This is a genomic window from Ekhidna sp. (assembly GCF_040220215.1).
GTDB lineage: Bacteria > Bacteroidota > Bacteroidia > Cytophagales > Cyclobacteriaceae > Ekhidna.
Map to the genome: position 1 here is coordinate 44,599 of NZ_JAVJTR010000008.1, position 23,111 is coordinate 67,709.

A 23,111-nucleotide genomic window follows, 5' to 3' on the forward strand; every position below is an offset into this window, starting at 1 on the left:
GTTATCAAAGCCAATAAACATCAAAGCCCTCCTCTGGAGGGCTTTGAAGAAACTCTTTTAATTGTACCATACTATTCATCCCTCAGCGAATTTACCGGGTTGGATAGCGCAGCGCGGATAGACTTGTAACTTACTGCTATCATCGCCACAAGAAGGGCCCCTATACCGGCAAAAAGGTAGATCGCCAGGTTATCAATACCCCATAAATCGATGCGGTACTGGAAATCACTGATCCATCCTTTCAGGAAGTAGAAAGCTATTGGCCAAGCGATGACATTAGCCAGAATGATCAGGATAACAAATTCTTTCATTAGTAGCTGCACAATCTGCCGTACGGTAGATCCCAATACCTTCCGTACACCTATTTCTTTTTTGCGTTGCTCCACCATAAAAAAGGAAAGCCCAAACAAGCCCAGAGCTGAGAGCACAATGGAAAGCAATGTGAAGGTATTCACCAGGCGGGCAAACAATTCATCGGAAGCAAAGATTTGATTGAACTCCTGATCAAAGAATTGGTAATCAAACGGATAATTAGGAAAGGTTGCATTCCATTCGGCTTCCAGGAAATCCAAGGTCTCACGTACGTTCGTAGGGCTTACCTTAAGTACGAGATTGTTGTTAGGGCCGGGGTTGTAATAGATCATCAATGGCTCAATCTTATGGCGCATGCTGGAGAAATGGAAATCCTTAATCACACCAACTATTTTTCGGGTGGTGTTATTTCCGAAAACCAGATTCTTACCCACAGCTTCATCCCAGCCCAGTGATTCCATCATGGCTTCATTGATGATAATCGATTCTTGCTGATCCGCTCCGAAGCTTGGGTCATAATTTCGACCTGCGGCCAGCTCCATACCCATTGCATCCAGGTAGTTTTCATCCATCGACATGACGCTTACAATCCACGGCTCATCCTCATTACCACCCTCTACATTCACACCACCTCGCCCAAAGGTGTTTCCCGGCATGTTGTTGGAATAGCCGGTACTGATAACATTGGAATAGTTGTCCAGACTTTCTTTAAAGTTTTCCATGCCACTGGCAAGCCCGGGATTTCCAACATTTATGTTGATCACTTGATCCTTTTCAAAACCAAGATGTTTGTTCTTGATGTAATCAATTTGTTTGGAGACAATCAAGGTGGTGCATATCATGCCTATCGCAGCAACAAACTGAAGGACTACCAATGTTTTTCTGAGCCATATTCCTTTTGAGCTGGTTTGGAATTTACCTCTCAGGATATTAACTGATTTGATGCTGGAAAGTATGAATGATGGGTAAATACCTGCTAGCGTGCCAATGAGAATACCAAGAAGGAGGAATGCCGGAAGTAGGATCGGTGAGTTCCCCATCAGGGTAAGTAAATCGAAGTTTAAGTCCAGGCTGTTGCTGTTGGTGAGCATGGAAACCAGAAATAGAGAAATAACCATTGCCATCGTTGCAAGCAGAATAGATTCAATCATATGCTGGCCGATCAGCAATGCTTTTGAGCTGCCAACTACTTTCCGTATCCCAACTTCCTTCGCACGGGTAGTTGATTGAGCAGTGGTCAGGTTTACAAAATTGAAAGCTGCAATAAGCAAAATAAAGATTGCCACTCCTGATAGTGCATATACATACACTTGATCGCCTTTGTTTTGATGGTAATAATCAAACAGAAGACCTGCAGAACCAAGATGTATTTCCTCAAGTGGTTGCAATTGCGGAACCCAGAAATCATTGACATCATTGGTAAGCGCAATATCTGCCATCTTCTTTTCCACTTCCAGTTCATCTGCTCCTTCCGATAGTACGGCATACCCCAGCATCCCAAGACCACCCCAGCCATTAATGTATTGGGCCAGGGAAGAATCGGATTGAGCAGGGTAGAGGGACATTAATGCGTCAAATCCCAGATGCGAATTCTGGGTGATATTGTCCATAAGTCCTACCACTTCCCATGATTGATCATTGATGGTTAAAATCTGTCCAACTGACCCTTCATCACCAAATACCTTTTCAGCGTAGGCTTCCGTCAAGATAAGCTTATGGGGCTGGTTGAATTTTTCCAATGTTTCCTCTCTTTCGCGGACCGGCAAGTCAAAAATCTCGAAGAAATCATTTTCAACGTAAAGTGCATGTTCGGAGTAATACCCGACATCTCCTTTTTCCATCCGTTGTTCACCTGCGTAGATCATCCGTGAAGCGATCTCAACTTCTGGAATTTCCTCTTCTGCGGCTTGCGGCATTCGGGGATTGGTAATGGCTACCTCATTGCTGGAAACCCCAATGGCTTCATCAATGGTTGTGAAACGATAGATTCTTGCTGATTTCTCGTGCCATCGATCGTAAGAAATTTCATTGTAAACAAATGAAGCCAACACTACGAAAGTGGAGAAGCCCAATATCAACCCAATGGCATTGATTGAGGTAGATAGTTTGTTTTTCTTAAAGCTCCGGAGAGCTACGAGCATAAATGTTTTTAGCATAGTCTTTTGAGTTTTTGAGTCAGATTAAGCTAGCGACAATACTCGATTGTATCAAAAATGGTTACATGAAAGGATTTGGGTTGGGATGAAGGGTGTTAAAAAAACGTTAAAATTGGTAAGTCATAAAAAAAGCCGGCTAAAACCGGCTTTAATAATGAGTTTGATTTGTGTTTAGCTAATGCTACTCTTTAAATACTCCCGATTCATGCGGGCAATGTTCTCGAGAGAGATTCCTTTTGGACATTCAACTTCACAAGCTCCCGTGTTGGTACAGTTTCCAAATCCTTCTTCGTCCATTTGCTTCACCATGTTTTGTACACGCTCTTTCGCTTCCACTTTTCCCTGTGGGAGCAAAGCGAGCTGAGAAACTTTAGCGGATACAAATAGCATTGCTGACGCATTCTTACACGTAGCAACGCACGCGCCACATCCAATACACGTTGCAGCATCAAATGCTTTGTCCGCATCATGTTTGTCAATTGGAATGGCGTTGGCATCCTGGGTGTTTCCTGAAGTGTTTACACTCACAAAACCACCAGAGGCCATGATTCTATCAAAAGAACTTCTGTCCACAACCAAATCTTTGATCACTGGGAAAGCCTTAGCTCTCCATGGCTCAATGTAGATTGTTTCGCCATCTTTAAACTCACGCATGTGAAGCTGACAGGTGGTGATCATCTCACCGGGACCATGTGCTTCGCCATTTATAAACATGGAGCAGCTACCACAGATACCTTCTCTACAATCATGATCAAAAGCCACCGGCTCTTTGTCTTCTGCAATAAGCTGTTCATTCAATATGTCCATCATCTCCAGAAAAGAGCTGTCTGGTGAGATGCCAGAAACCTGATAGGTTTCCATCTTACCTTTTTCTTTGTCACTTTTCTGTCTCCAGACTTTCAGTGTTAAATTCAATCCTTCTGTTGCTGACATAATATCTTATTTATAAGAACGTGTTTTCAGTTCTATGTTTTCGTATTTCAAATCTTCCTTGTGCAGCTTCGCCTTTGATGGCTCACCGGTATATTCCCAGGCTGCTACGTAGGTAAAGTTTTTGTCATCACGCATGGCTTCACCTTCTTCCGTTTTATACTCTTCTCGGAAGTGACCACCACACGATTCCTTTCTTTCAAGTGCATCTCTGGCGAAAAGCTCTCCTAATTCAAGGAAATCAGCCACTCTTGCTGCTTTCTCAAGCTCCTGATTAATGCCGTTGGCATTGCCGGGAACACTCACTTCTTTCCAGAATTGCTCACGAATTTCTTTGATCTCTTCAATAGCTTCTTTCAGTCCTTTCTCATTCCTGGCCATCCCTACTTTGTTCCACATCACTTTTCCAAGTCGCTTGTGGAAATAGTCAACTGAATGTTTTCCTTTATTGTTGATGAAGAAATCCATTTGCTCCTGTACGCTTTTCTCAGCTTCTTCAAATTCCTTTGAATCGGTTGGAATTGCTCCTGTTCGGATATCGTCCGCCAGGTAATCACCAATGGTGTAAGGAAGTACGAAGTATCCATCTGCCAGACCTTGCATCAAAGCTGATGCTCCAAGTCTGTTCGCTCCATGGTCAGAGAAGTTTGCTTCCCCAATGGCGTAGCATCCTGGTATGGTCGTCATTAAGTTATAATCAACCCAAACACCACCCATAGTATAATGCACCGCTGGGTAGATTTTCATTGGCGTTTCATACGGGTTATCTGCTGTAATTTTCTCATACATCTGGAAAAGGTTGCCGTACTTGGCTTCAACCACCTTCGTTCCTAGCTCTTTGATCTCAGCTTCGGATGCATTGTGAATGCCTTTTATATTGGCTTCTTCCTTCCCATAACGCATGATCGCAGAACTGAAATCCAGATATACAGCTTCCCCGCTCTCATTAGTGCCCACGCCGAATCCAGCATCGCATCGTTCTTTTGCAGCTCTGGAAGCCACATCTCTAGGTACCAGGTTACCAAACGAAGGATACCTTCTTTCCAGGTAGTAATCCCGATCTTCTTCTTTCAGGTCGGTTGGTTTCAACTTTCCGGCTCTGATGGCTTCTGCATCTTCTTTCTTGGCAGGAACCCAAATTCTTCCATCGTTTCGCAACGATTCAGACATCAATGTCAACTTGGACTGCTGATCACCATGCTGTGGAATACAGGTTGGGTGAATTTGTGTGTAACAAGGATTCGCGAAGAAAGCTCCCTTCTTGTGAATTTTCCATGCCGCAGACACATTCGATCCCATTGCATTGGTTGATAGGAAGAATACATTGCCGTATCCACCTGAACCTATAACCACAGCGTGTGCTGAATGTCTTTCCAGTTCACCTGTTACCAGATTTCTTGCAATAATCCCTCTTGCTTTTCCATCCACAATTACAACATCCATCATTTCATGACGGTTGTACATTTGAATTTTTCCTTTTCCAATTTGGCGGGACATTGCGGAGTAGGCACCAAGCAAAAGTTGCTGTCCCGTTTGTCCTTTGGCGTAAAACGTTCTGGAAACCTGCACACCACCAAATGACCGGTTATCAAGTAACCCACCATAATCTCTTGCAAACGGAACGCCCTGAGCCACGCATTGATCAATGATATTAGCAGACACTTCAGCCAAACGATAGACGTTCGCTTCCCTGGATCGGTAATCACCACCTTTCACCGTATCATAAAAGAGACGATAAGTTGAATCGCCATCACCCTGGTAGTTTTTTGCAGCGTTAATACCGCCCTGAGCAGCAATGGAGTGCGCTCGTCGGGGAGAATCCTGATAGCAGAATGCTTTTACATTGTAGCCCAGCTCCGCAAGTGATGCGGCAGCAGATCCTCCTGCTAGTCCTGTCCCAACCACAATCACATCAATGGATCGCTTATTGGCTGGATTAACCAACCGAATGTTGTTCTTATAATTGGTCCACTTCTCAGCTATTGGACCTTCAGGTACTTTTGAATCTAATGTTGACATACCTATTTATTTCTTAAAGGGAATTGACATAATGAAAAACGGCGATAAAAATGAATCCCAGTGGGATCAAAATTGCGTAAGCACGACCAATTTTCTCAATTGCCGGCGTGTATTTATCGTGACGTGCACCCATCGATTGAAAAGCGGACTGAAATCCGTGAAGCAGGTGCAGTGCAAGAAATACGAATGACAGGCAATAAATGATTACTCTGACTGGATTCTCGAACATGTGAACCACTTCATCATAGTATCGATCCGGGTCTTCAGCTTTTACTTCGATGTACTTATAGTTCATTTCTGGAATCCAGAAATCGTTAAAGTGGAATCCTAAAAAAAACAGAATGAATAAACCACTCCAGATCATATTTCTCGACATCCACGATGAATTAGCTGCTCCATTGTTCTTGGCATATTTTACAACTCGTGCATTGCGATTCTTAATTTCTAAAACAAACCCCATGATGAAGTGGAAGGCCACACCAAACATAAGAATTGGCTGCATCACAAACTGAATGAGTGGATTTGTGCCCATAAAATGGGATAGCTCATTGAATGTTTTTTCACTAAAAACTGACGTGAAGTTTATTGTGAAATGCTGCAATAAAAATATGATCAGGAAGAGCGCCGATAGCGCCATGGCAAATTTTCTGCCGATGCTGCCTGAAAAAAGTTGCTTGCTCATTTAGTTTAAGGTTATTGGATTTGCGCCAAAGGTAATTTCAGAATGCTTGTCAGACAATTCCAAATTTCATTTTGAATGGTTCTAAATAATATTGTCTCTCAAGGTAAGTAGTAAAACGTTGTACATTGTTTAGTAAATAACTTTTTAAGCACAATTCTTGTTCGATAAATATTTAATAGTGCTTTAAAAGCGTTTAGTTTTACGTAAGTTCAAACAGCTCCTATGAGGTTCTTAAGGTTTTTCATTCTTTCTATTTTCACTTTAGCTGCTTTTGTAAGTAAGGCTACTCACATTCGAGCAGGCGAGATTATTGCCAAAAGAGTTTCCGGTTTAACCTATCAGTTTACATTTATTGGATATCGGGATGTTGAAGGGGTTCCATTTGGAAATGGGACATTTGATTTTGGTGATGGAGAAATTTTTGGAGGTGAAAATGGCGAAAACATTCCATGGGAAACGCCTGAAGACCTTGGTAATGGTGTGGAAAAGTGGCAGTTTACAATAACACACACCTATGCTGGTGGATCTACATACCTTGTTAGCTATAAGGAAGATTTTAGAAACGCTGAAATTCAGAATATTTCAGGTTCTATAAGTACTTCTTTTTACGTAGAGACCCTGGTTATAATAGACCCTTTGATTGTTAATAATACTCCGGTTTTCACCGTTCCTCCAATTGATCAAGGGGTTGTTGGGGCTATTTTTGAGCATAACCCCGGAGCTTACGATCCTGACGGTGACAGCCTTTCTTATTATTTCACCACACCTAAACAAGACAAAGGCTTAAATGTTAATGGCTATCGATCTTTAATTGACCCAAACTTTTACGAAAATTTTAATGAAGGTAATAGCACAAAATCCGGACCTCCAACTTTATCCATAGATGCAATCGATGGAACTATTACCTGGGATTCACCCGGGGGTGCTACAATTGAAGATATGAAATGTGGTGAGTTTAATGTTGCATTTGTCGTCGAAGAATGGCGAAGAATTGGTGGGCAATTAATTCGTCTTGGTTATGTTACCCGTGACATGCAAATAATTGTCTGTGATTATGAAAATGATCCGCCAGATTTAGAAGTGCCTGAAGATACATGTGTGGTTGCGGGTCAAACAGTGACCGGTGTAATTGTAGGTACTGATCCGGATGGTGATCCGGTAAAAATCGAAGCTTTTGGTGGGCCGTTTGAGATTACACCTTCTGCTACCGTAAGTCCTGATCCCGCGGAATTCCAAGGACCTCCCTCGGTTTTAAATTTTGAGTGGAATACGGATTGTGGACAAGTAAGACTGGCGCCATATGAAGTGCAGTTCAAGGCTGAGGATGATCCTACTATTCCGGAAATTGATAATCCGCCTGGACAAGTGAATTTTGAAACATGGAGAATTACGGTCGTTGGACCACCTCCAACCGGTTTAACCGCTGAAACACAACCCGGAAGGCAAATTCAACTTAACTGGGATTCCTATTCATGTACCAATGCAGATTCCATGGAGGTTTGGAGGCGAGTGGGGGAATTTGAAATAGACCCAACCTGCAACCCCGGTATTCCGCAAAATTCAGGATATGAGTTGGTAGAAACACTAGATATAGCAGAAACATCATATTTGGATGACAATAATGATTTAGGGCTTTCACCTGGTTCAAAATATTGCTACCGCCTAGTAGCTAAATACCCGCTTCCCGCCGGAGGTGAAAGTATTGTTTCCGAAGAGGCTTGTGACAGCTTGTTAATTGACGTTCCTGTAATTACTAAAGTCAACGTTTTTGAAACAAGTGAAACTGAAGGAGTAATTGAGGTTGAATGGACTGAGCCACTTCAAAAAGATCCAATATCGGGACCTTTTCAATATGAAGTTATAAGAAAAGTAGGGCAAGGATTTGATGGTACATTTACTTCTGTTGACGGACCTTCGTCAAATTTGTCATTCACAGACACGGGTCTAAATACAGCAGATCAGTCTTATTCATACAGAATTATACTTTATGACAACACAAATCAACCTGTTGATACCTCGCAGCAGGCATCATCGGTTTGGCTGAGTCCAACACCTCTAGTAGGTGCTATAAGGATTAACTGGGAGTCCAACGTGCCATGGTCGAATACCGTTCAGGATTTCCCATATCATTACATATACAGAAATAATGTCGTGAATGGAAATTTATCATCTATACAACTAATTGATTCCGTTGATGTAACTGTTGATGGCCCTTCTTACTTGGATGACGGACGCTTCAATGGAGTAGACTTAGATGAAGAAATAGAATACTGTTACTATATCACTACGCAGGGATCATATGATAATGACCTTCTTCCTGAGCCATTAATTAACAATTCACAAATTATCTGTGCTCAACCAAACGATACAATACCCCCATGTGCACCTGTTTCGATCATTTTTGATGCAAGTTTCGATTGCGAAACACAAGCATCATGTCTAACCAGATCTGGAGGTTCAAGTGTAAGTCTGGTCAATTCATTTTCCTGGCAATATGATGGAGAAATATCCTGTGATGATGACATTGTCTTTTTTAGGGTTTATGCATCCAGCAACGGGCCCGAAGGAGACTTTTCATTCCTTACTCAAACTACCGGAACTCAATTTTTCCATAACGACTTGAAAACATTGGCCTACTGCTATTATGTGACTTCTGTGGATCGCTCGGGGAATGAGAGTGTCATCTCTGAGATTGTCTGCAATGACAATTGCCCGAGATATATTCTTCCAAATGTTTTTACGCCAAATGGAGATACGAAAAATGAAGTTTTTCAACCTTTAAATTCAGATGGGGAATGTCCACTTTTTGTTGAGAGCGTTGATTTTAAAGTGTTTAATCGAGCTGGGGCGGAGATTTTCAGCTATGATTCTACTGAGCCTGAACATACCATGTTCATTGAATGGGATGGAAAGACCAATAGCGGGAGAGAGCTGCCTGCCGGTGTTTATTTCTACTCAGCAAAAGTCAAGTTTCTAAAGCTGAACCCTGAAGAAGCTGTTGAAGTTATTAATGGGTGGGTACAGATCATTCGATAAAACAGCCAATCATCCTCTTTGATGGAGTCTGCAACCTTTGCAATTCATCAGTTCAGTTTATTATAGAAAGAGATAAAAAAGAACTGTTTCTTTTTGCTTCCTTACAATCCAGGTATGCAAAAGAAAATTTACCCGATGAATTTTCAGATGAAACAGCACTTCAAAGTATCATTTTGAAAGAGGGTGATGAGATCAAATCAAAAAGCAGCGCAGTTTTAACCATCACTAAATCTCTGTCGGGGTTGTGGCCCTTATTTTATGTTCTTATAGTAATTCCAAAATTCGTAAGAGATTGGGTGTATGATATCATTGCAAAAAACAGATATCAATGGTTTGGTAAAAAGGATCAATGCATGATCCCATCGCCTGAATTGAAAAATCGCTTTATCGATTAGTAGGATTGGCTACTTTTGTAACGAACAAACATTGACCTATGAGCAAAGCATACGTTTTCCCCGGACAGGGAGCCCAATTTTCAGGAATGGGTAAAGAACTCTATCATAACCACTCAGCAGCTAAAGAACTGATTGATCAGTCCAATGATATTCTCGGATTTGATATAAAAAACATCATGTTTACCGGCTCTGATGAAGAATTGAAGCAAACCAAAGTAACACAACCAGCCATTTTTATTCATAGCGTGGTTGCTGCAATCACATCAGACGAATTTAAGCCTGATATGGTAGCAGGACATTCGCTGGGTGAGTTTTCCGCCTTAGTAGCTAATGGTGTTCTAAGTTTTCAGGATGGTCTGTCATTAGTTTCAAAAAGGGCTAAAGCGATGCAAAAGGCATGTGAAATGCAAGAGTCAACGATGGCTGCTGTACTTGGACTTGAGGATGAGGTCGTTGAAAAAGTATGTGCAGAGACTGATGGAGTAGTGGTAGCAGCAAATTACAATTGTCCCGGACAACTAGTGATTAGTGGAGAAGTTGCCGCTGTAAATGCCGCCTGTGTGAAGCTGAAAGAGGTTGGTGCGAAAAGAGCACTCGTATTGCCTGTTGGTGGTGCATTTCATTCACCATTAATGGAGCCAGCCAGAGAGGAGTTGGCTGAAGCTATTCAAAACACTAACTTTAGTAATCCTAAATGCCCGGTTTATCAAAATGTGGATGCGAAAGGTTATTCAGATGTTGATTCTATTAAGAAAAACCTTGTTTTGCAATTGACTTCCCCTGTGAGATGGACGCAATCAGTTCAAAATATGATCGCTGATGGTGCATCTAGTTTCACCGAATGTGGACCTGGTAAAGTGCTGCAAGGACTTGTCAAAAAGGTAGACAGAGAAATGGAAGTAGACGGTATATCATGAAGTTCAATAAAGCCATATTGATACTTTTTATAGGAGCCATCCTAATTGGATCAGAGGGTTGTAAAAAAGGCCCATCTTCTTCTCACAAAAAGAATAATAAGAAAATCAAGAGAGGAAAGCCAATTCCTTGCCCTATTAAGGACTGTTAATGAACAAGATCGTAATTGCTATTGATGGGTATTCAGGAACTGGTAAAAGTTCAACTGCAAAACAAGTAGCATCCCGGTTGGGTTATACCTACATTGACAGTGGCGCAATGTATCGGGCAGTTACCTATTTCTTTCTTTCTAATGAAATTGATTTCACCAAAATAACAGAAGTAGTAAAAAGCTTAGAGGATTGCCATATTGGATTTAATGGAACTTCCATTTTTTTGAATGGAAAAAATATTGATCATGAAATTCGCACTATGGAGGTCAATCAAAATGTGAGTCCGGTGAGTGCTATTTCCGAAGTGAGAACAAAACTGGTGGAGCAGCAACGAAAAATGGGCGAAGAAAAGGGAGTAGTAATGGATGGTAGAGATATTGGAACAGTGGTTTTTCCGAATGCCGAATTAAAGGTTTTTATGACAGCTGAAATCGATGTTAGAGCAGAACGAAGAAGAAAAGAGCTGATTAAAAAGGGCATGGATGAAGACTTGGAGATTATTAAAGAGAACTTAAAGGCAAGGGATCACATCGATAGTAATCGGGAGGATAGCCCGCTAAAGATGGCTGAAGATGCTAAAGAGATTGATACTTCTCAACTAACTTTGAATCAACAGATCGACAAAATTGTTGAAATGGCTGAAGAGATAATTTATGCAAGTTGAAATTGATGAAAATTCGGGATATTGTTTTGGCGTAGAATTCGCCATTCAAATGGCTGAAGACGAAATGGTGGAAGGGCAGGAGTTGTATTGCCTTGGTGATATTGTTCACAATTCTATGGAAGTAGAAAGGCTTTACAATAAAGGTCTACGAACAATCACTCGTGATGAATTGAAGGATTTGAAAAACTGCAAAGTACTAATACGAGCACATGGCGAGCCACCTGAAACGTATCAGATCGCTATTAAAAACAATATTGAGTTGGTGGATGCTTCTTGTCCAGTGGTTTTAAAGCTCCAAAACAGGGTAAAGAATTCGTATGATTTGGTCAAAAACAAAAATGGTCAATTGGTTATTTATGGTAAGCCCGGACATGCAGAAGTAATCGGCTTGACAGGTCAGACTTCCAATGAAGCAATCATCGTTACTTCAATTGATGATTTGGAAAAAGTTGATTTCTCGAGACCAATCACCCTCTATTCGCAAACTACAAAAAGCACAAAAGGCTTTTACTCTATTAAAGAAGAAATAGAAAAGAGGATAGAAAATGATGGGATGCTTTCAGTTGCTGAAGATTTCAATGCTAATGATAGCATTTGCCGTCAGGTTTCGAATCGTGAACCCCACATGGAGAAATTTTCACAGAAGCATGACGTGATCATTTTCGTCGCAGGAAGAAAAAGTTCCAACGGCAAAGCACTATACAATGTTTGTCTTTCTCATAATCCGAGAAGCTATTTTGTTGAAAATGAAAAGGAAATTGATCTTAACTGGATCGATCCGCAGGATTCAGTGGGAATCTGTGGGGCGACCTCTACACCCACATGGCTCATGGAACAAGTGGCCGAATTCCTAAAGAAAAGTGAGACATTAACCGCCTGATAAATCAAACAAAACCCTGAAATAGAAATTTCTCAATTGGTTGTTGACAAAACAGCTTTTTTATTGAAATTTAGACAGGGGTTAAATCCTATATTGATTAAGTTTGCCTCGTTTTTTAGACGTTCTCCCAAGTTAGAAATATGTCTCAGACAATAAAGCTGAAAAAAGGTTTTAACTTAAACCTAGCCGGAAAGGCGGAAAATAAAACAGTAGAAGTACCACAGCCGGACACCTATGCATTGAAACCGACTGATTTTAGTGGCCTGAGCCGTCCTAAACTATTGGTGAAGGAAGGTGACAATGTAAAAGCTGGTTCTCCTATTTTCTTTGAAAGAAACGTAGAGGATATTCTCTATACCTCACCTGTAAGTGGTGAAGTAGTGGAAGTCAAGCGTGGAGAAAAGCGAAAAGTGCTTGAAGTTAAAATTCTTGCTGACAAGCAAATTGAATTTGAAAATTTCAAAAAGCACTCTGCGTCGGATATTAGCGGGATCTCCAAAGAAGATGCAATAGGGCAGTTAAAAAAATCTGGTGGATGGGTAAACATCATTCAACGTCCATACGGTTGTGTTGCTGATCCGGCAGACACCCCAAAATCAATCTTCATATCTGCGTTTGATAGTAGCCCTTTAGCGCCTGACTATGCTTATGTATTGGGAGGTCAAGAGCAAAACTTTCAAGCAGGAGTTGATATCCTAAAGAAATTTACTTCAGGAACAGTTCACCTAAATATTGATGGTAGAGCGGAAGTATCCCAATTATTTTCTCAGGTAAAGAATGTTCAGCTTAATACGATCAACGGCCCGCACCCGGCCGGAAATGTAGGCGTACAAATCCATCATCTTGATCCTATTGCGAAAGGAGACATTATATGGACGGTTAATCCTGTTGGAGTAGCTATGATTGGTAAGTTATTCCTGGAAGGCATTTACGACACCTCTCGATTAGTAGCATTAACCGGATCGCAGATGAAAGATCGAGGCTATGCTAAAATGTATGCGGGAGCATGTTTAAATAAGCTTGCTGAAAACATTGAAGGGACAGATAACCGATACATTTCTGGGAATGTGCTATCAGGTGAAGGAGTAGGATTAGAGGGATACCTGGGATATTATCACAATCAGATTACTGTGATTCCAGAAGGAAAGCATGAAGAATTTATGGGATGGATAATGCCATCTACAAAGAAATTAAGTTTCCACAGAGCATTTGGAATGTTGACATTCCTCAATGGAAAAGATAAAGAGTTTGAAGTAGATACCAACACCCATGGTGAAGAGCGAAACTTTGTCGTAACAGGTGCTTTCGAGGATGTTATGCCAATGGATATCTTGCCAACCTATCTCTTCAAAGCAATCATGGCTGAAGACTATGATGATATGGAAGCACTTGGAATTTATGAGGTGATAGAAGAGGATGTGGCGCTATGTGAGTTTGTAGATGTTTCTAAAAATCCTCTCCAAGAAATACTTCGAGAAGGAATTGAATTAATTAAAGAAGGATAGCAGGAATATGAAGTTTTTGCAGAAAAAGTTCGATCAGTTAAAGCCCCTTTTTGAGAAAGGTGGAAAATATGAAAAGTTCTACCCGATCTATGAGGGTCACAGGACTATCTTTTTTTCACCCGATATTATAACGGGCAAAAAAGGTACTCAAATCAAGGACGCTACTGATTTGAAGCGTTTGATGATGACGGTGATCATCGCCATGTTGCCATGCTTGATTTTTGGTATGTGGAACGTTGGTCATCAGCACTTCATAGCTACTGGTGTAGAGGCCACTATTCTTGATGAATTTTGGATTGGTATCCTGAAAGTCGTGCCAATTATTGTTGTTTCCTATGGAGTAGGACTGCTAACAGAATTTACTTTTTGCGTCATCTATCAACGACCTGTGGAGGAAGGATTCCTTGTAACCGGAATGTTGATTCCTTTGATAATGCCTGCTACGATTCCTTTATGGCAAGTTGCAATGGCTACTGTTTTTGCGGTAGTTATTGGTAAAGAAGTTTTTGGAGGGACGGGAATGAACATTCTCAATGTGGCATTGACAGCAAGAGTGTTCTTGTATTTCGCTTATCCGTCACAGATTTCCGGTGATGTCTGGACTTATCTAGGAGATAAAACACCGGTAGATGGTTTTTCAGGAGCCACAATCCTCGCTTACGGGGCAGAGGCAGCTGCTAATAATACCAATATGATGGAACTAGCTGATAATCACTGGTATGCAGGCATGTTCGATTTCTGGAACATGTTCATGGGTGTTATCCCGGGAAGTATTGGAGAAACTTCGGTGCTAATGTGTTTGATCGGTGCATTCATCCTTATTGCAACCGGGGTAGGGAGCTGGAAAATCATGTTAAGTGTGGTACTTGGAACATTGGCCATGGGCGGATTGTTCAACCTAACAGGAGGCAATAGTTTCATGGAAATGCCCGCACATTACCATTTGGTAATTGGAGGTCTTGCATTCGGCGCAGTGTTCATGGCAACAGACCCGGTAAGTGCTGCACACACCGAAACAGGCAAATGGATTTATGGATTCCTTATAGGAGTTATTACGGTTTTGATTCGTGTGATAAATCCTGCATATCCTGAAGGCATTATGCTGGCAATACTATTCATGAATGTATTTGCCCCGCTGATTGATTTTTATGTTGTTGAAGCAAACAAAAAAAGGAGATTAAAACGTGCGACAGTCTAATTTATACGTTATACTATTTGCCATCGGACTTACCGTGGTATTTGGAGGTGCACTTTCCCTTACCTCAGTAGGGTTAAAGCCATTGCAAGACAAGCAAGTAGAACTAGATACCAAAAAGAAGATTCTGGGTGCTGTGATGGATATTTCTAAAATTGAAGATCCTAACGAAATTCTACGAATTTATTCAGAAAAGGTCAAAGCAATTGTCGTAGACATCAATGGAAACGAAGTAACTACAGACGAAAAGGGTAATCCGATTGTTGCTGAGAAAGTAAACATTCAAAAGAATTCAAAATTCGATCCACAGGAGCGCGTTTATCCTGTTTTCATGTTTAGCGAAAATGGTCAGGATGTAAATGCTTACATTTTCCCAACTTTTGGATCAGGTCTTTGGGATTGGATATCAAGTTATGTAGCCTTTGGGCCGGATTTGAATACAGTGAAAGGGATAGCGTTTGACCATAAAAGTGAAACACCGGGCCTGGGAGCTCGGATAACCGAAGCTACTGTGCAAAATAGATATATTGGAAAAGAAATCTACAATGATCAGGGAGAGCTGGTAAGTATTACCATGGTAAAAGGAGAAGGAAATGACGGACTAACTGAACATGAGGTGGATGGACTTTCCGGCGCAACCATGACTGCAAAAGGTGTGAATGCCATGCTGGAAAAATATTTAGAATGCTACGCTGCATTTATTGAAAAGACTAAATCTCAAAACAGCTAAAATATGAGTACTGAAATAGCAGAAGTGTCAGAAGAATCAGCTGTAGAATTAAAAACCAAAGAGGCTGCAGAGCCTTTATTTTCGAAGCGAAGAAGAAGGATCGTATCAGACCCCTTAAATGAGGATAACCCTATCACCGTTCAGGTTTTGGGTATATGCTCTGCGTTGGCAGTTACTGTTCAGTTTAAGCCAACAATGATCATGTCTATCGCGGTAATTTTTGTGATTGTATTCTCAAACCTAATTACATCGGTGATGAGGAAAATGATTCCAAACCGTATCAGGATTATTGTACAGCTTGCGATTATTGCCACCTTGGTAACCTTGGTTAGTGAAGTCTTAAAAGCTTATAGCTATGATATGTATAAGGTACTGGGAGCCTATGTAGGGCTAATTATTACCAACTGTATCGTGATGGGTAGACTGGAAGCATTTGCAATGGCAAACAAACCTTATGATTCAATTCTGGATGGTTTTGGTAGTGGATTCGGCTATGCATGGATTATTCTCGTGGTAGCTTTCTTTAGAGAGCTATTCGGAGGAGGTACTGTGTTTGTAGGTACACCTCTGGAATTTGACGTTTATGGATCATTGGGGAATTTGATGGGTACTACTCTTCAAACAAACGGATTGATGGTAGACTCAATTGGAGCATTCATTCTCCTTGGTTTTATCATTTGGGTTCAAAGAGCTAAAAACGGTTACGTAGAGCATTAATCTGCAGAAAAACGAAAGAATAGAACAATGGAAGCAATTAATATAGCAATCAAAGCAATCTTCATTGACAACATGATTTTTGCGTACTTCCTGGGCATGTGCTCGTTTTTGGCCGTGTCTAAGAAAGTAAAAACTGCATTTGGATTGGGAATGGCAGTGATTTTCGTATTGACGATTACGGTTCCGATCAACTGGTTGATTCAGGAAAATGTCTTGAAAGAGGGAGCTCTCGCTTGGCTGGGTGCTGATTTTGCTACGATAGACCTTACATTCCTTCAGTTCATCATTTTCATTGCAGTAATAGCAGCGATGGTACAGTTAGTGGAGATGATCATTGAAAAATTCTCTCCTTCACTATATGGTTCGTTAGGGATTTTTCTTCCACTAATAGCCGTAAATTGCTCAATTCTGGGATCATCACTTTTCATGGTGCAACGAGATTATACCATGGTAGAAGCTACTGCATTCGGATTTGGATCAGGGACAGGCTTCTTCCTGGCCATTATTGCATTGGCAGCTATCAGGGAGCGACTGAAGTATTCACATGTTCCGGATGGATTGAAGGGACTTGGAATCACAATGCTCATAACCGGGTTGATGGGACTTGCGTTTAAGTCCTTTATTGGAGTAGCATTGTAAATACAAAATTTTTAAAAAAAGGGGTGTCACACACCCTTTTTTTGTGTCTTTTTATTTAGGTGTATAGCATCTTTTACTTTACTAATACAAAACGAAAAACAATTATGAAAAAGACTTTATTAACATTATCATTAGCGCTTTTCTCAGTTGTGGCATTTAGCCAGGCATCAATCGGAATAGGCTTGAAAGGAGGTGCCAACTTTGCAAATGCTAGTGGTGACAATCTTAATGCCGATGGAATTACTTCATACCATGTAGGTGCTTATGGATTGATCAAATTGACGAATATTGGAATTCAACCCGAATTATTGTTCTCCAAGCAAGGAGCTAACGTGGATGGAAATGACATAGATCTTAGCTATGTGAATATTCCTGTTATGTTGAAGTTCTATCTTCCTGCTGGTCTTAATCTTCAAGCTGGTCCTCAGTTTGGAATGTTGACAAACGCAAAAGATGGGGATGGAGATGATATCAAAGAGTCATTCAAAAACAGTGATTTAAGTGCTGCCCTGGGAGCTGGATGGGATGCTCCTTTCGGATTACAAGTTGGAGCGAGGTACGTATTTAGTTTATCTGATAACGGTGATAGTATTGATGATCCTACGTTTGAATACAAAAACAAAACCTTCCAAATTTATCTAGGCTACAGTCTGTTCAAATTAGGAAACTAATTCTAATAAGAAAGAATCAAAGAAGCCTTGTTCACCTGACGGTGGATGAGGTTTTTTTTGTGAGGTTGGTGCTATGTCTTTCCCATTCACTTCTTTTGATCGGAGATTGGATATAATGAGTAAAACAGCTACTATAATCCCTCCAAAGAGAATTAATATTTGCTTTCGATTTTTCATGGTTAGGTTATAGGTATAAACACCTAACCCATTAATTCCCTTACTCCCTAGCGATCATTTAATGTCCAGTCGTACTCTTGAAACTCTACTGCATAATCTTCAGGAACCTTATAAAACCGGTATTTATTTACGTATTTAATAAGAGAACCCGCATTAGAACTAAATTGATCCCCATACCAATCGAAAATCTTATTTAAAACAACCTTCTTACTCTTTTTATCTACATGGACATAATTAGGACGGTCTATAATCAATTCTGTACGGAAATTTAGCTGCTCCTGAAGCTTGTCCGGATAGAAAGCATTGTCATACAGGAAAGGACAACTTCTCGCACCACAACCCAATGCGAAGTGAATACGTGGATCTTTCGTAGGACCAATGAGCTTGGTAAACTCTATTGCATCCAAAGTCAGGATTTCCCCAGCCACTGTAAATGTATTGACCTTAAAAAAACCTTGAATATCCATTGGACTGTTTACAGGATAGTTATCCGTAATTTGTTTGATTACCAGGATATTGTATGCATTGATATAAAAAGCAGTTCGGTGATCAATGGATAGGTTAGATGTGTTATAATTCGCTATTTGATTTACAAGGTCATTTAACTCGTTGGGCTCTTTTTGTAACGTTTTATAATCTACCAAACCAAATACAACTTCATTCAGCATAAAGCTATTGAAATCATCAAATATGTCAGTGGTATCATTATCCTGACAAAATGATGAAATTGAAAGAAAGGCGAAAGTGATGCTCAAGACATATTTCATGATAGTTCAGGATTAATTTCTCTAAAATACGGGCTGTTTAAGATTTGTTAGCTGACTTACGATGTTTTGCTGCGAAATGTATTTCTGAAGACAATCTTTTGAATGGCTACTTAAGCAAAAAACCGAATACTTCGAGAAAGGGGTCTTTATCTACTACAGTATAGTAGAAGATGGCTCCAAGCCAGCCATGGAAAATCCCCAGGATATATAGGTTTCTGTTTTTTAGATAGACATAAGTGTAAAACAAGGCCAGAATAAAGGTACCAATCATGAGCCACCAGTAGGGGAAATGCAATAGCCCAAACAAGATTGCTGAGAGCACAATGATTGTGCGATGTTTGTATCGGTTTAAATCCTGGAGATTCCCTGCCACAAGTGCCATCAGAAGAAACTGTTGAAGGACACCAAATATTGGATATAGAAAGAGGAGTGGAATGATATGCCAATGCGGATTGAGCGTTCCTTGTAGTGTTCCAACAATCAAACAGGCCATCAATGCCAAAAGGCCAAAAGGTAAAATCTTGTTCAAAACCGCCATGAAATTATCAGTTCTAAATCCCCATTTGGTAAGAACCGATGGTGATTGCCTAACTCTGCGAACTAAATAGACACTCCAAAAACCGAAGATTAATATGATGAATAGGAGCCTTTGATCCCATATATCGTAGAAGAGAAACTTCCCCGTCGCAGTGATTATAACTGCAATGATTTCAACGGCTCGATGGTCGGAGGAGGCCATTCGTAAAACATCAAAGCTTCTCCAACTCATCTTTATACCCTCCACTCAAAATTGGGAAGCGATACCAGGATCGGGGATCAATATTGAAGTCATCAAAATGAAAGCTGGGAGCATAACGCTCACGCTTCCATTGGTTTCGGGTCCATAGCTGAAAAAATTTCTTTAGCCAACTTTTCAGCGTTTCTTGATCATACTCTATTTTAAGGATATCAAAAACCTGCTTTGGTGAGCGGCCATTTAGAATGGCTTCCCTTTCTATTTTCATAAGGACCTCATAAGGCATCAGGTCATCCTCATCTGTTTGGTGCTGATCTTCCGGACGTAGTTCAGCAGTGGGCGTGAGAGCATTCACTTCTTTCAGCCCTTTGAATCCAAGCTCCTCTTCGGCATATTTCAACCATTGTAGTATGAAGTGTTTGTCCACTCCGGCAATAGGAGAGATGCTACCACTTGTGTCGCCATCCATTGTTGCGTACCCGACATCTCCCTCGCTTCGGTTAGAGGTAGCTAATAATAGCTTGTTTTCGAGGTTGGCTAACATCCAAATGATCGGCGAACGAGCCCGAGCCTGTATGTTTTGTAGTGCAATGTCATCTTGTTCCCAGGTTAGTTTTCTCCCTATAGCCGCTTCGATCGTCGACCGATACTGATCAACTTCGGAATCAATCTCCCAGCCATAAAATTTTGCCCCCAAACTACCAGCTAAATGTTTGGCGGAATTGAACGTATCCTCAGAGGAGTTTTTAGTGGCCTGATAAGCAGTTGTCAACAATTGCTCTGTAATGGTCTCGGTAGTTGCTCCATCTAACCGAAAGCCCATTTTTAGTTCCAGCTCAGCCTTTCCTAGCTGATTCAAAGCGGTACGAATAGCAAAACTCACCAGTGTTGCAATCGTGCTGGAATCAGCTCCACCGCTTAGTGATAGTACAAAACCATTGCTCCGACTTTTTCTGCAATAATCGAATAAAGCGAGCGAGGCAGCATGCGCGAATTCCTCATTTTGGCTCTCATAATCCGGTTTTATGTTTGAAACTGCAGTGTTAGCATCAAAATCTACGTCTACTGTAAGTAGTCGATAATCATGAAACCACAGCCGATGATTTCTACCAATCAGCTTTCCTTTTTGTGCGATTAAGATGTCCCCATCATAGATCATGCGACCGGCCTCATTACCTAACAGGTTTGCATACAGGTATATACAATTATACTTTTTTGAACTTTCTACCACTAACTCTTCTCTAAAATGAGCTTTTTTGAAGGCAAAGTGGGAAGCGCTTGGATTAAGAACCAAGTCTACTTTTTGATCAAGGTGTTCACACGGTCGATCTTCTTGCCATGCATCTTCACAGATTTCGAAAGCAATGGAGATTCCTTTATGATCAATTTGGATATGCCCGAAAGGAAACTCTTTTCCGTCGATTGTTAAACGGTTGATTTCACCTGTTGTCCATGGAGTGAACCACCTAGGTTCGTAATGAACTCCGGCATTAGCAAGTTTTTGTTTGGCGTAGAAGCCTTTTATCTCACCATCAGCTATGAAGCAGGTAGTATTGTAAATTTGGTTATCGAACCGAACAGGCAAACCTACAGTAACAGCGATTTCCTTAATAAGGGGGATAATATCGATTAGTTTTTCTAATGCTTTTTCAGGAAGCCATTGACTAAAAAACAAATCTTCGCAACCATAACCAGTAATGCACAGCTCCGGAAGGCATAAAATGTCCACTCCCGCACTTTTCGCTTCATCAATCGCTGACTTTATGTTTCGAAGGTTATTATCCCAGTCAATTGGAGTCTGGTTGAGGCACGCACCTGCAAGTTTTAGTTTTCGACTCATTCGTCTAAGTTAAGTTGCTCATAGGTTTTCTGAGCAGCATCTTGTTCCGCTTTCTTCTTGCTAAAACCAAAACCTTTGGCTTTTGGTGCGTCATTGAGAAACACCTGAGCAGTAAATTTTCGATCCTCTTCAGAGATGATCTCAAAACGCAAGTCTTTACCCTCTTTTTGTGACCATTCCAGCAGTCTGCTCTTGAAGTTGGTTGTTCTGGAGATCAATTCATCAAGATCATAATGAGGCTTTATTAGTTTCTTGATGATAAACCTTTTACAGAATTTAAATCCATGGTCCAGGTATACCGCTCCGATTAAAGCTTCCATACAATCTCCGTAGACAGAACGGTGAGCGCGAGAACTTTGATTGTATTGAACCAGTTCTTTCAAGCCAATTTTTTGGCCCAACCGATTGAGTGATTCCCTGTTGACTATTTTAGCACGTATTTCCGTGAGAAACCCTTCTTCTTTGAAAGGATAAGTGCGATATAGGTGTTCTGCGATGATCATACCCAGAATAGCATCTCCAAGATATTCGAGTCGTTCATAGGAATTTTTGATTCCCTGATCATTGATGGCGGCTACACTGCTGTGTCGCATCGCTTGCTTGTAAAGAGCGAGATTAATAGGGGATCTACCAGTGATCAGTCCGAAAGACTGGCGAAGTTTTTTTTCAGATTTGAAAGAATTAAGAAGTCGGCCCGATAATCTTTTCGGAAACGATGACACTTATCCGTTGTATTTACCGATAATAATAGAGGTATTATGTCCTCCAAATCCAAAAGTATTGCTCATAGCAATATTGACTTCACGCTCTTGTGCCTTATTAAATGTCAGGTTCAGATTCGGATCAATTTCCGGATCGTCCGTGAAATGATTAATGGTTGGCGGAACGATTCCTTTTTCTAATGCCATAAGACAGGCAATGAACTCTACAGCTCCTGCGGCACCTAGTAAGTGGCCTGTCATGGATTTGGTAGAGCTGATATTCATTTTAGCTGCATTACCACCGAATACACGTTGGGCAGCTTTGATTTCACCAGCATCTCCTAATGGAGTTGAAGTACCATGTGTATTAAGGTAGTCTATCTTGTCAGCACTAAGTCCGGCATCTTCCAGTGCATTTCTCATCACCAGCTCAATTCCAGTTCCTTCGGGATGTGGTTGCGTGATGTGATAAGCATCAGCAGACATACCACTACCAAGTACCTCTGCGTAAATTTTTGCTCCTCTTGCTTTTGCATGCTCCAGCTCCTCCAGCATGATAGCTCCTGCACCTTCTCCCAGTACAAATCCATCTCTGTCTTTGTCATAAGGTCTGGAAGCTGTTTCCGGAGAATCATTCCTTTCGGAAAGGGCTTTCATTGCGTTGAATCCACCAATACCTGATTCAATGACACCTGCTTCAGATCCACCTGTTAGAATAGCATTTGCTTTTCCGAGCTGGATGTAAGCGTAGGCATCAGTAATGGCATTGTTGGAAGACGCACAAGCGGAAACAGTTGCGAAATTTGGTCCCATGAATCCATACTTGATGGACAATAGTCCGGGAGTAATATCTGCAATCATTTTAGGAACAAAGAATGGATTGAATCTTGGAGTGCCATCCCCCTTTGCGAAATTGATCATTTCGTCCTGGAACGTACTAAATCCTCCAATCCCTGATCCCCAAATTACACCTATTCGGGATTTGTCAACACTATCCAGATCCATCCCTGAATCATTGATGGCCTCCTCACCCGTAACCATTCCGTATTGGGTGTTTGGGTCCATTTTTCTGGCTTCTTTACGGTCCAGAAAATCGGTTGGCTCAAATCCTTTTACCTCACAGGCGAATTTTGTGCGGAATTTTTCGGTATCAAAACGAGTAATAGGAGCCGCACCACTTACTCCTTTGGCTAAAGAATCCCAATATTCATCTTTAGTATTTCCCAAAGGGGTAAGGGCACCAATTCCGGTTACAACGACTCGTTTTAATTCCATAAATTTTATAAGCTAAG

21 protein-coding genes are annotated in these 23,111 nt (G+C 41.0%); 11 read left to right on the forward strand and 10 right to left on the reverse strand.

Going from position 1 to position 23,111, the window contains the following annotated elements; all coding sequences use genetic code 11:
* Positions 1 to 71: 71 nt before the first annotated feature.
* The 4 genes from RIC88_RS01380 to RIC88_RS01395 all read right to left on the reverse strand — a co-directional run bounded on the left by RIC88_RS01380 (position 72) and on the right by RIC88_RS01395 (position 6,099).
* Entirely contained in the window at positions 72 to 2,468 is a 2,397-nt protein-coding gene (locus RIC88_RS01380; RefSeq protein WP_350215631.1) for an ABC transporter permease, read from the reverse strand.
* Between the two features lie 171 nt (positions 2,469 to 2,639).
* Positions 2,640 to 3,383 carry a succinate dehydrogenase/fumarate reductase iron-sulfur subunit gene (locus RIC88_RS01385; protein WP_221406750.1) on the reverse strand — a complete coding sequence of 248 codons (744 nt, stop codon included), beginning with the start codon at positions 3,381 to 3,383 and terminating at the stop codon, positions 2,640 to 2,642.
* A 24-nt stretch (positions 3,384 to 3,407) separates the two neighbouring features.
* Positions 3,408 to 5,417 carry a fumarate reductase/succinate dehydrogenase flavoprotein subunit gene (locus RIC88_RS01390; RefSeq protein WP_350215632.1) on the reverse strand — a complete coding sequence of 670 codons (2,010 nt, stop codon included), beginning with the start codon at positions 5,415 to 5,417 and terminating at the stop codon, positions 3,408 to 3,410.
* 13 nt (positions 5,418 to 5,430) lie between these two features.
* Positions 5,431 to 6,099, reverse strand: a complete 669-nt coding sequence (locus RIC88_RS01395; RefSeq protein ID WP_350215633.1) for a succinate dehydrogenase cytochrome b subunit — start codon at positions 6,097 to 6,099, stop codon at positions 5,431 to 5,433.
* Between the two features lie 222 nt (positions 6,100 to 6,321).
* Between RIC88_RS01395 and RIC88_RS01400 the strand changes: the two genes are divergently transcribed.
* The 11 genes from RIC88_RS01400 (at position 6,322) to RIC88_RS01450 (ending at position 17,598) form a co-directional block, all read left to right on the forward strand.
* The gene (locus tag RIC88_RS01400; protein WP_350215634.1) at positions 6,322 to 9,135 is read left to right on the forward strand and encodes a T9SS type B sorting domain-containing protein; all 2,814 of its coding nucleotides are present in this window, start codon (positions 6,322 to 6,324) and stop codon (positions 9,133 to 9,135) included.
* On the forward strand, positions 9,114 to 9,530 hold the full coding sequence (locus tag RIC88_RS01405; protein WP_350215635.1) for a thiol-disulfide oxidoreductase DCC family protein: 417 nt from the start codon (positions 9,114 to 9,116) through the stop codon (positions 9,528 to 9,530). Before RIC88_RS01400 ends, RIC88_RS01405 begins: the two co-directional genes overlap by 22 nt.
* Positions 9,531 to 9,568: 38 nt before the next feature.
* The gene (gene fabD / locus RIC88_RS01410) at positions 9,569 to 10,447 is read left to right on the forward strand and encodes an ACP S-malonyltransferase (protein ID WP_350215636.1); all 879 of its coding nucleotides are present in this window, start codon (positions 9,569 to 9,571) and stop codon (positions 10,445 to 10,447) included.
* 148 nt (positions 10,448 to 10,595) lie between these two features.
* Positions 10,596 to 11,261 carry a (d)CMP kinase gene (gene cmk, locus RIC88_RS01415; protein ID WP_350215637.1) on the forward strand — a complete coding sequence of 222 codons (666 nt, stop codon included), beginning with the start codon at positions 10,596 to 10,598 and terminating at the stop codon, positions 11,259 to 11,261.
* Positions 11,251 to 12,141, forward strand: a complete 891-nt coding sequence (locus RIC88_RS01420) for a 4-hydroxy-3-methylbut-2-enyl diphosphate reductase (protein ID WP_350215638.1) — start codon at positions 11,251 to 11,253, stop codon at positions 12,139 to 12,141. Before cmk ends, RIC88_RS01420 begins: the two co-directional genes overlap by 11 nt.
* 140 nt (positions 12,142 to 12,281) lie before the next feature.
* Positions 12,282 to 13,646 carry a Na(+)-translocating NADH-quinone reductase subunit A gene (locus RIC88_RS01425; protein ID WP_350215639.1) on the forward strand — a complete coding sequence of 455 codons (1,365 nt, stop codon included), beginning with the start codon at positions 12,282 to 12,284 and terminating at the stop codon, positions 13,644 to 13,646.
* A gap of 7 nt (positions 13,647 to 13,653) precedes the next feature.
* Entirely contained in the window at positions 13,654 to 14,844 is a 1,191-nt protein-coding gene (locus RIC88_RS01430; RefSeq protein WP_350215640.1) for an NADH:ubiquinone reductase (Na(+)-transporting) subunit B, read from the forward strand.
* Complete coding sequence (gene nqrC / locus RIC88_RS01435; protein WP_350215641.1) at positions 14,831 to 15,571, forward strand: NADH:ubiquinone reductase (Na(+)-transporting) subunit C; 741 nt, start codon at positions 14,831 to 14,833, stop codon at positions 15,569 to 15,571. Before RIC88_RS01430 ends, nqrC begins: the two co-directional genes overlap by 14 nt.
* A 3-nt stretch (positions 15,572 to 15,574) precedes the next feature.
* Positions 15,575 to 16,288 (forward strand): NADH:ubiquinone reductase (Na(+)-transporting) subunit D, encoded by a 714-nt coding sequence (locus RIC88_RS01440; protein ID WP_350215642.1) that lies wholly within the window; start codon positions 15,575 to 15,577, stop codon positions 16,286 to 16,288.
* Positions 16,289 to 16,315: 27 nt separating this feature from the next.
* On the forward strand, positions 16,316 to 16,927 hold the full coding sequence (gene nqrE, locus RIC88_RS01445) for an NADH:ubiquinone reductase (Na(+)-transporting) subunit E (protein ID WP_350215643.1): 612 nt from the start codon (positions 16,316 to 16,318) through the stop codon (positions 16,925 to 16,927).
* A gap of 104 nt (positions 16,928 to 17,031) precedes the next feature.
* Complete coding sequence (locus tag RIC88_RS01450; RefSeq protein ID WP_350215644.1) at positions 17,032 to 17,598, forward strand: porin family protein; 567 nt, start codon at positions 17,032 to 17,034, stop codon at positions 17,596 to 17,598.
* On the opposite strand, the gene RIC88_RS01455 is transcribed toward RIC88_RS01450, so the two are convergent.
* The 6 genes from RIC88_RS01455 to fabF all read right to left on the reverse strand — a co-directional run bounded on the left by RIC88_RS01455 (position 17,587) and on the right by fabF (position 23,094).
* Positions 17,587 to 17,775, reverse strand: a complete 189-nt coding sequence (locus RIC88_RS01455; protein WP_350215645.1) for a hypothetical protein — start codon at positions 17,773 to 17,775, stop codon at positions 17,587 to 17,589. The genes RIC88_RS01450 and RIC88_RS01455 overlap by 12 nt on opposite strands.
* 47 nt (positions 17,776 to 17,822) lie before the next feature.
* Complete coding sequence (locus tag RIC88_RS01460; RefSeq protein WP_350215646.1) at positions 17,823 to 18,542, reverse strand: DUF547 domain-containing protein; 720 nt, start codon at positions 18,540 to 18,542, stop codon at positions 17,823 to 17,825.
* A 106-nt stretch (positions 18,543 to 18,648) separates the two neighbouring features.
* Positions 18,649 to 19,311 carry a CPBP family intramembrane glutamic endopeptidase gene (locus tag RIC88_RS01465; RefSeq protein WP_350215647.1) on the reverse strand — a complete coding sequence of 221 codons (663 nt, stop codon included), beginning with the start codon at positions 19,309 to 19,311 and terminating at the stop codon, positions 18,649 to 18,651.
* The gene (gene nadE, locus RIC88_RS01470) at positions 19,292 to 21,118 is read right to left on the reverse strand and encodes an NAD(+) synthase (protein WP_350215648.1); all 1,827 of its coding nucleotides are present in this window, start codon (positions 21,116 to 21,118) and stop codon (positions 19,292 to 19,294) included. Before nadE ends, RIC88_RS01465 begins: the two co-directional genes overlap by 20 nt.
* Positions 21,115 to 21,840, reverse strand: coding sequence for a ribonuclease III (rnc, locus tag RIC88_RS01475; RefSeq protein WP_350215649.1), 726 nt, complete (start codon positions 21,838 to 21,840; stop codon positions 21,115 to 21,117). Before rnc ends, nadE begins: the two co-directional genes overlap by 4 nt.
* Entirely contained in the window at positions 21,841 to 23,094 is a 1,254-nt protein-coding gene (gene fabF, locus RIC88_RS01480) for a beta-ketoacyl-ACP synthase II (protein WP_350215650.1), read from the reverse strand.
* Between the last annotated feature and the right edge of the window lie 17 nt (positions 23,095 to 23,111).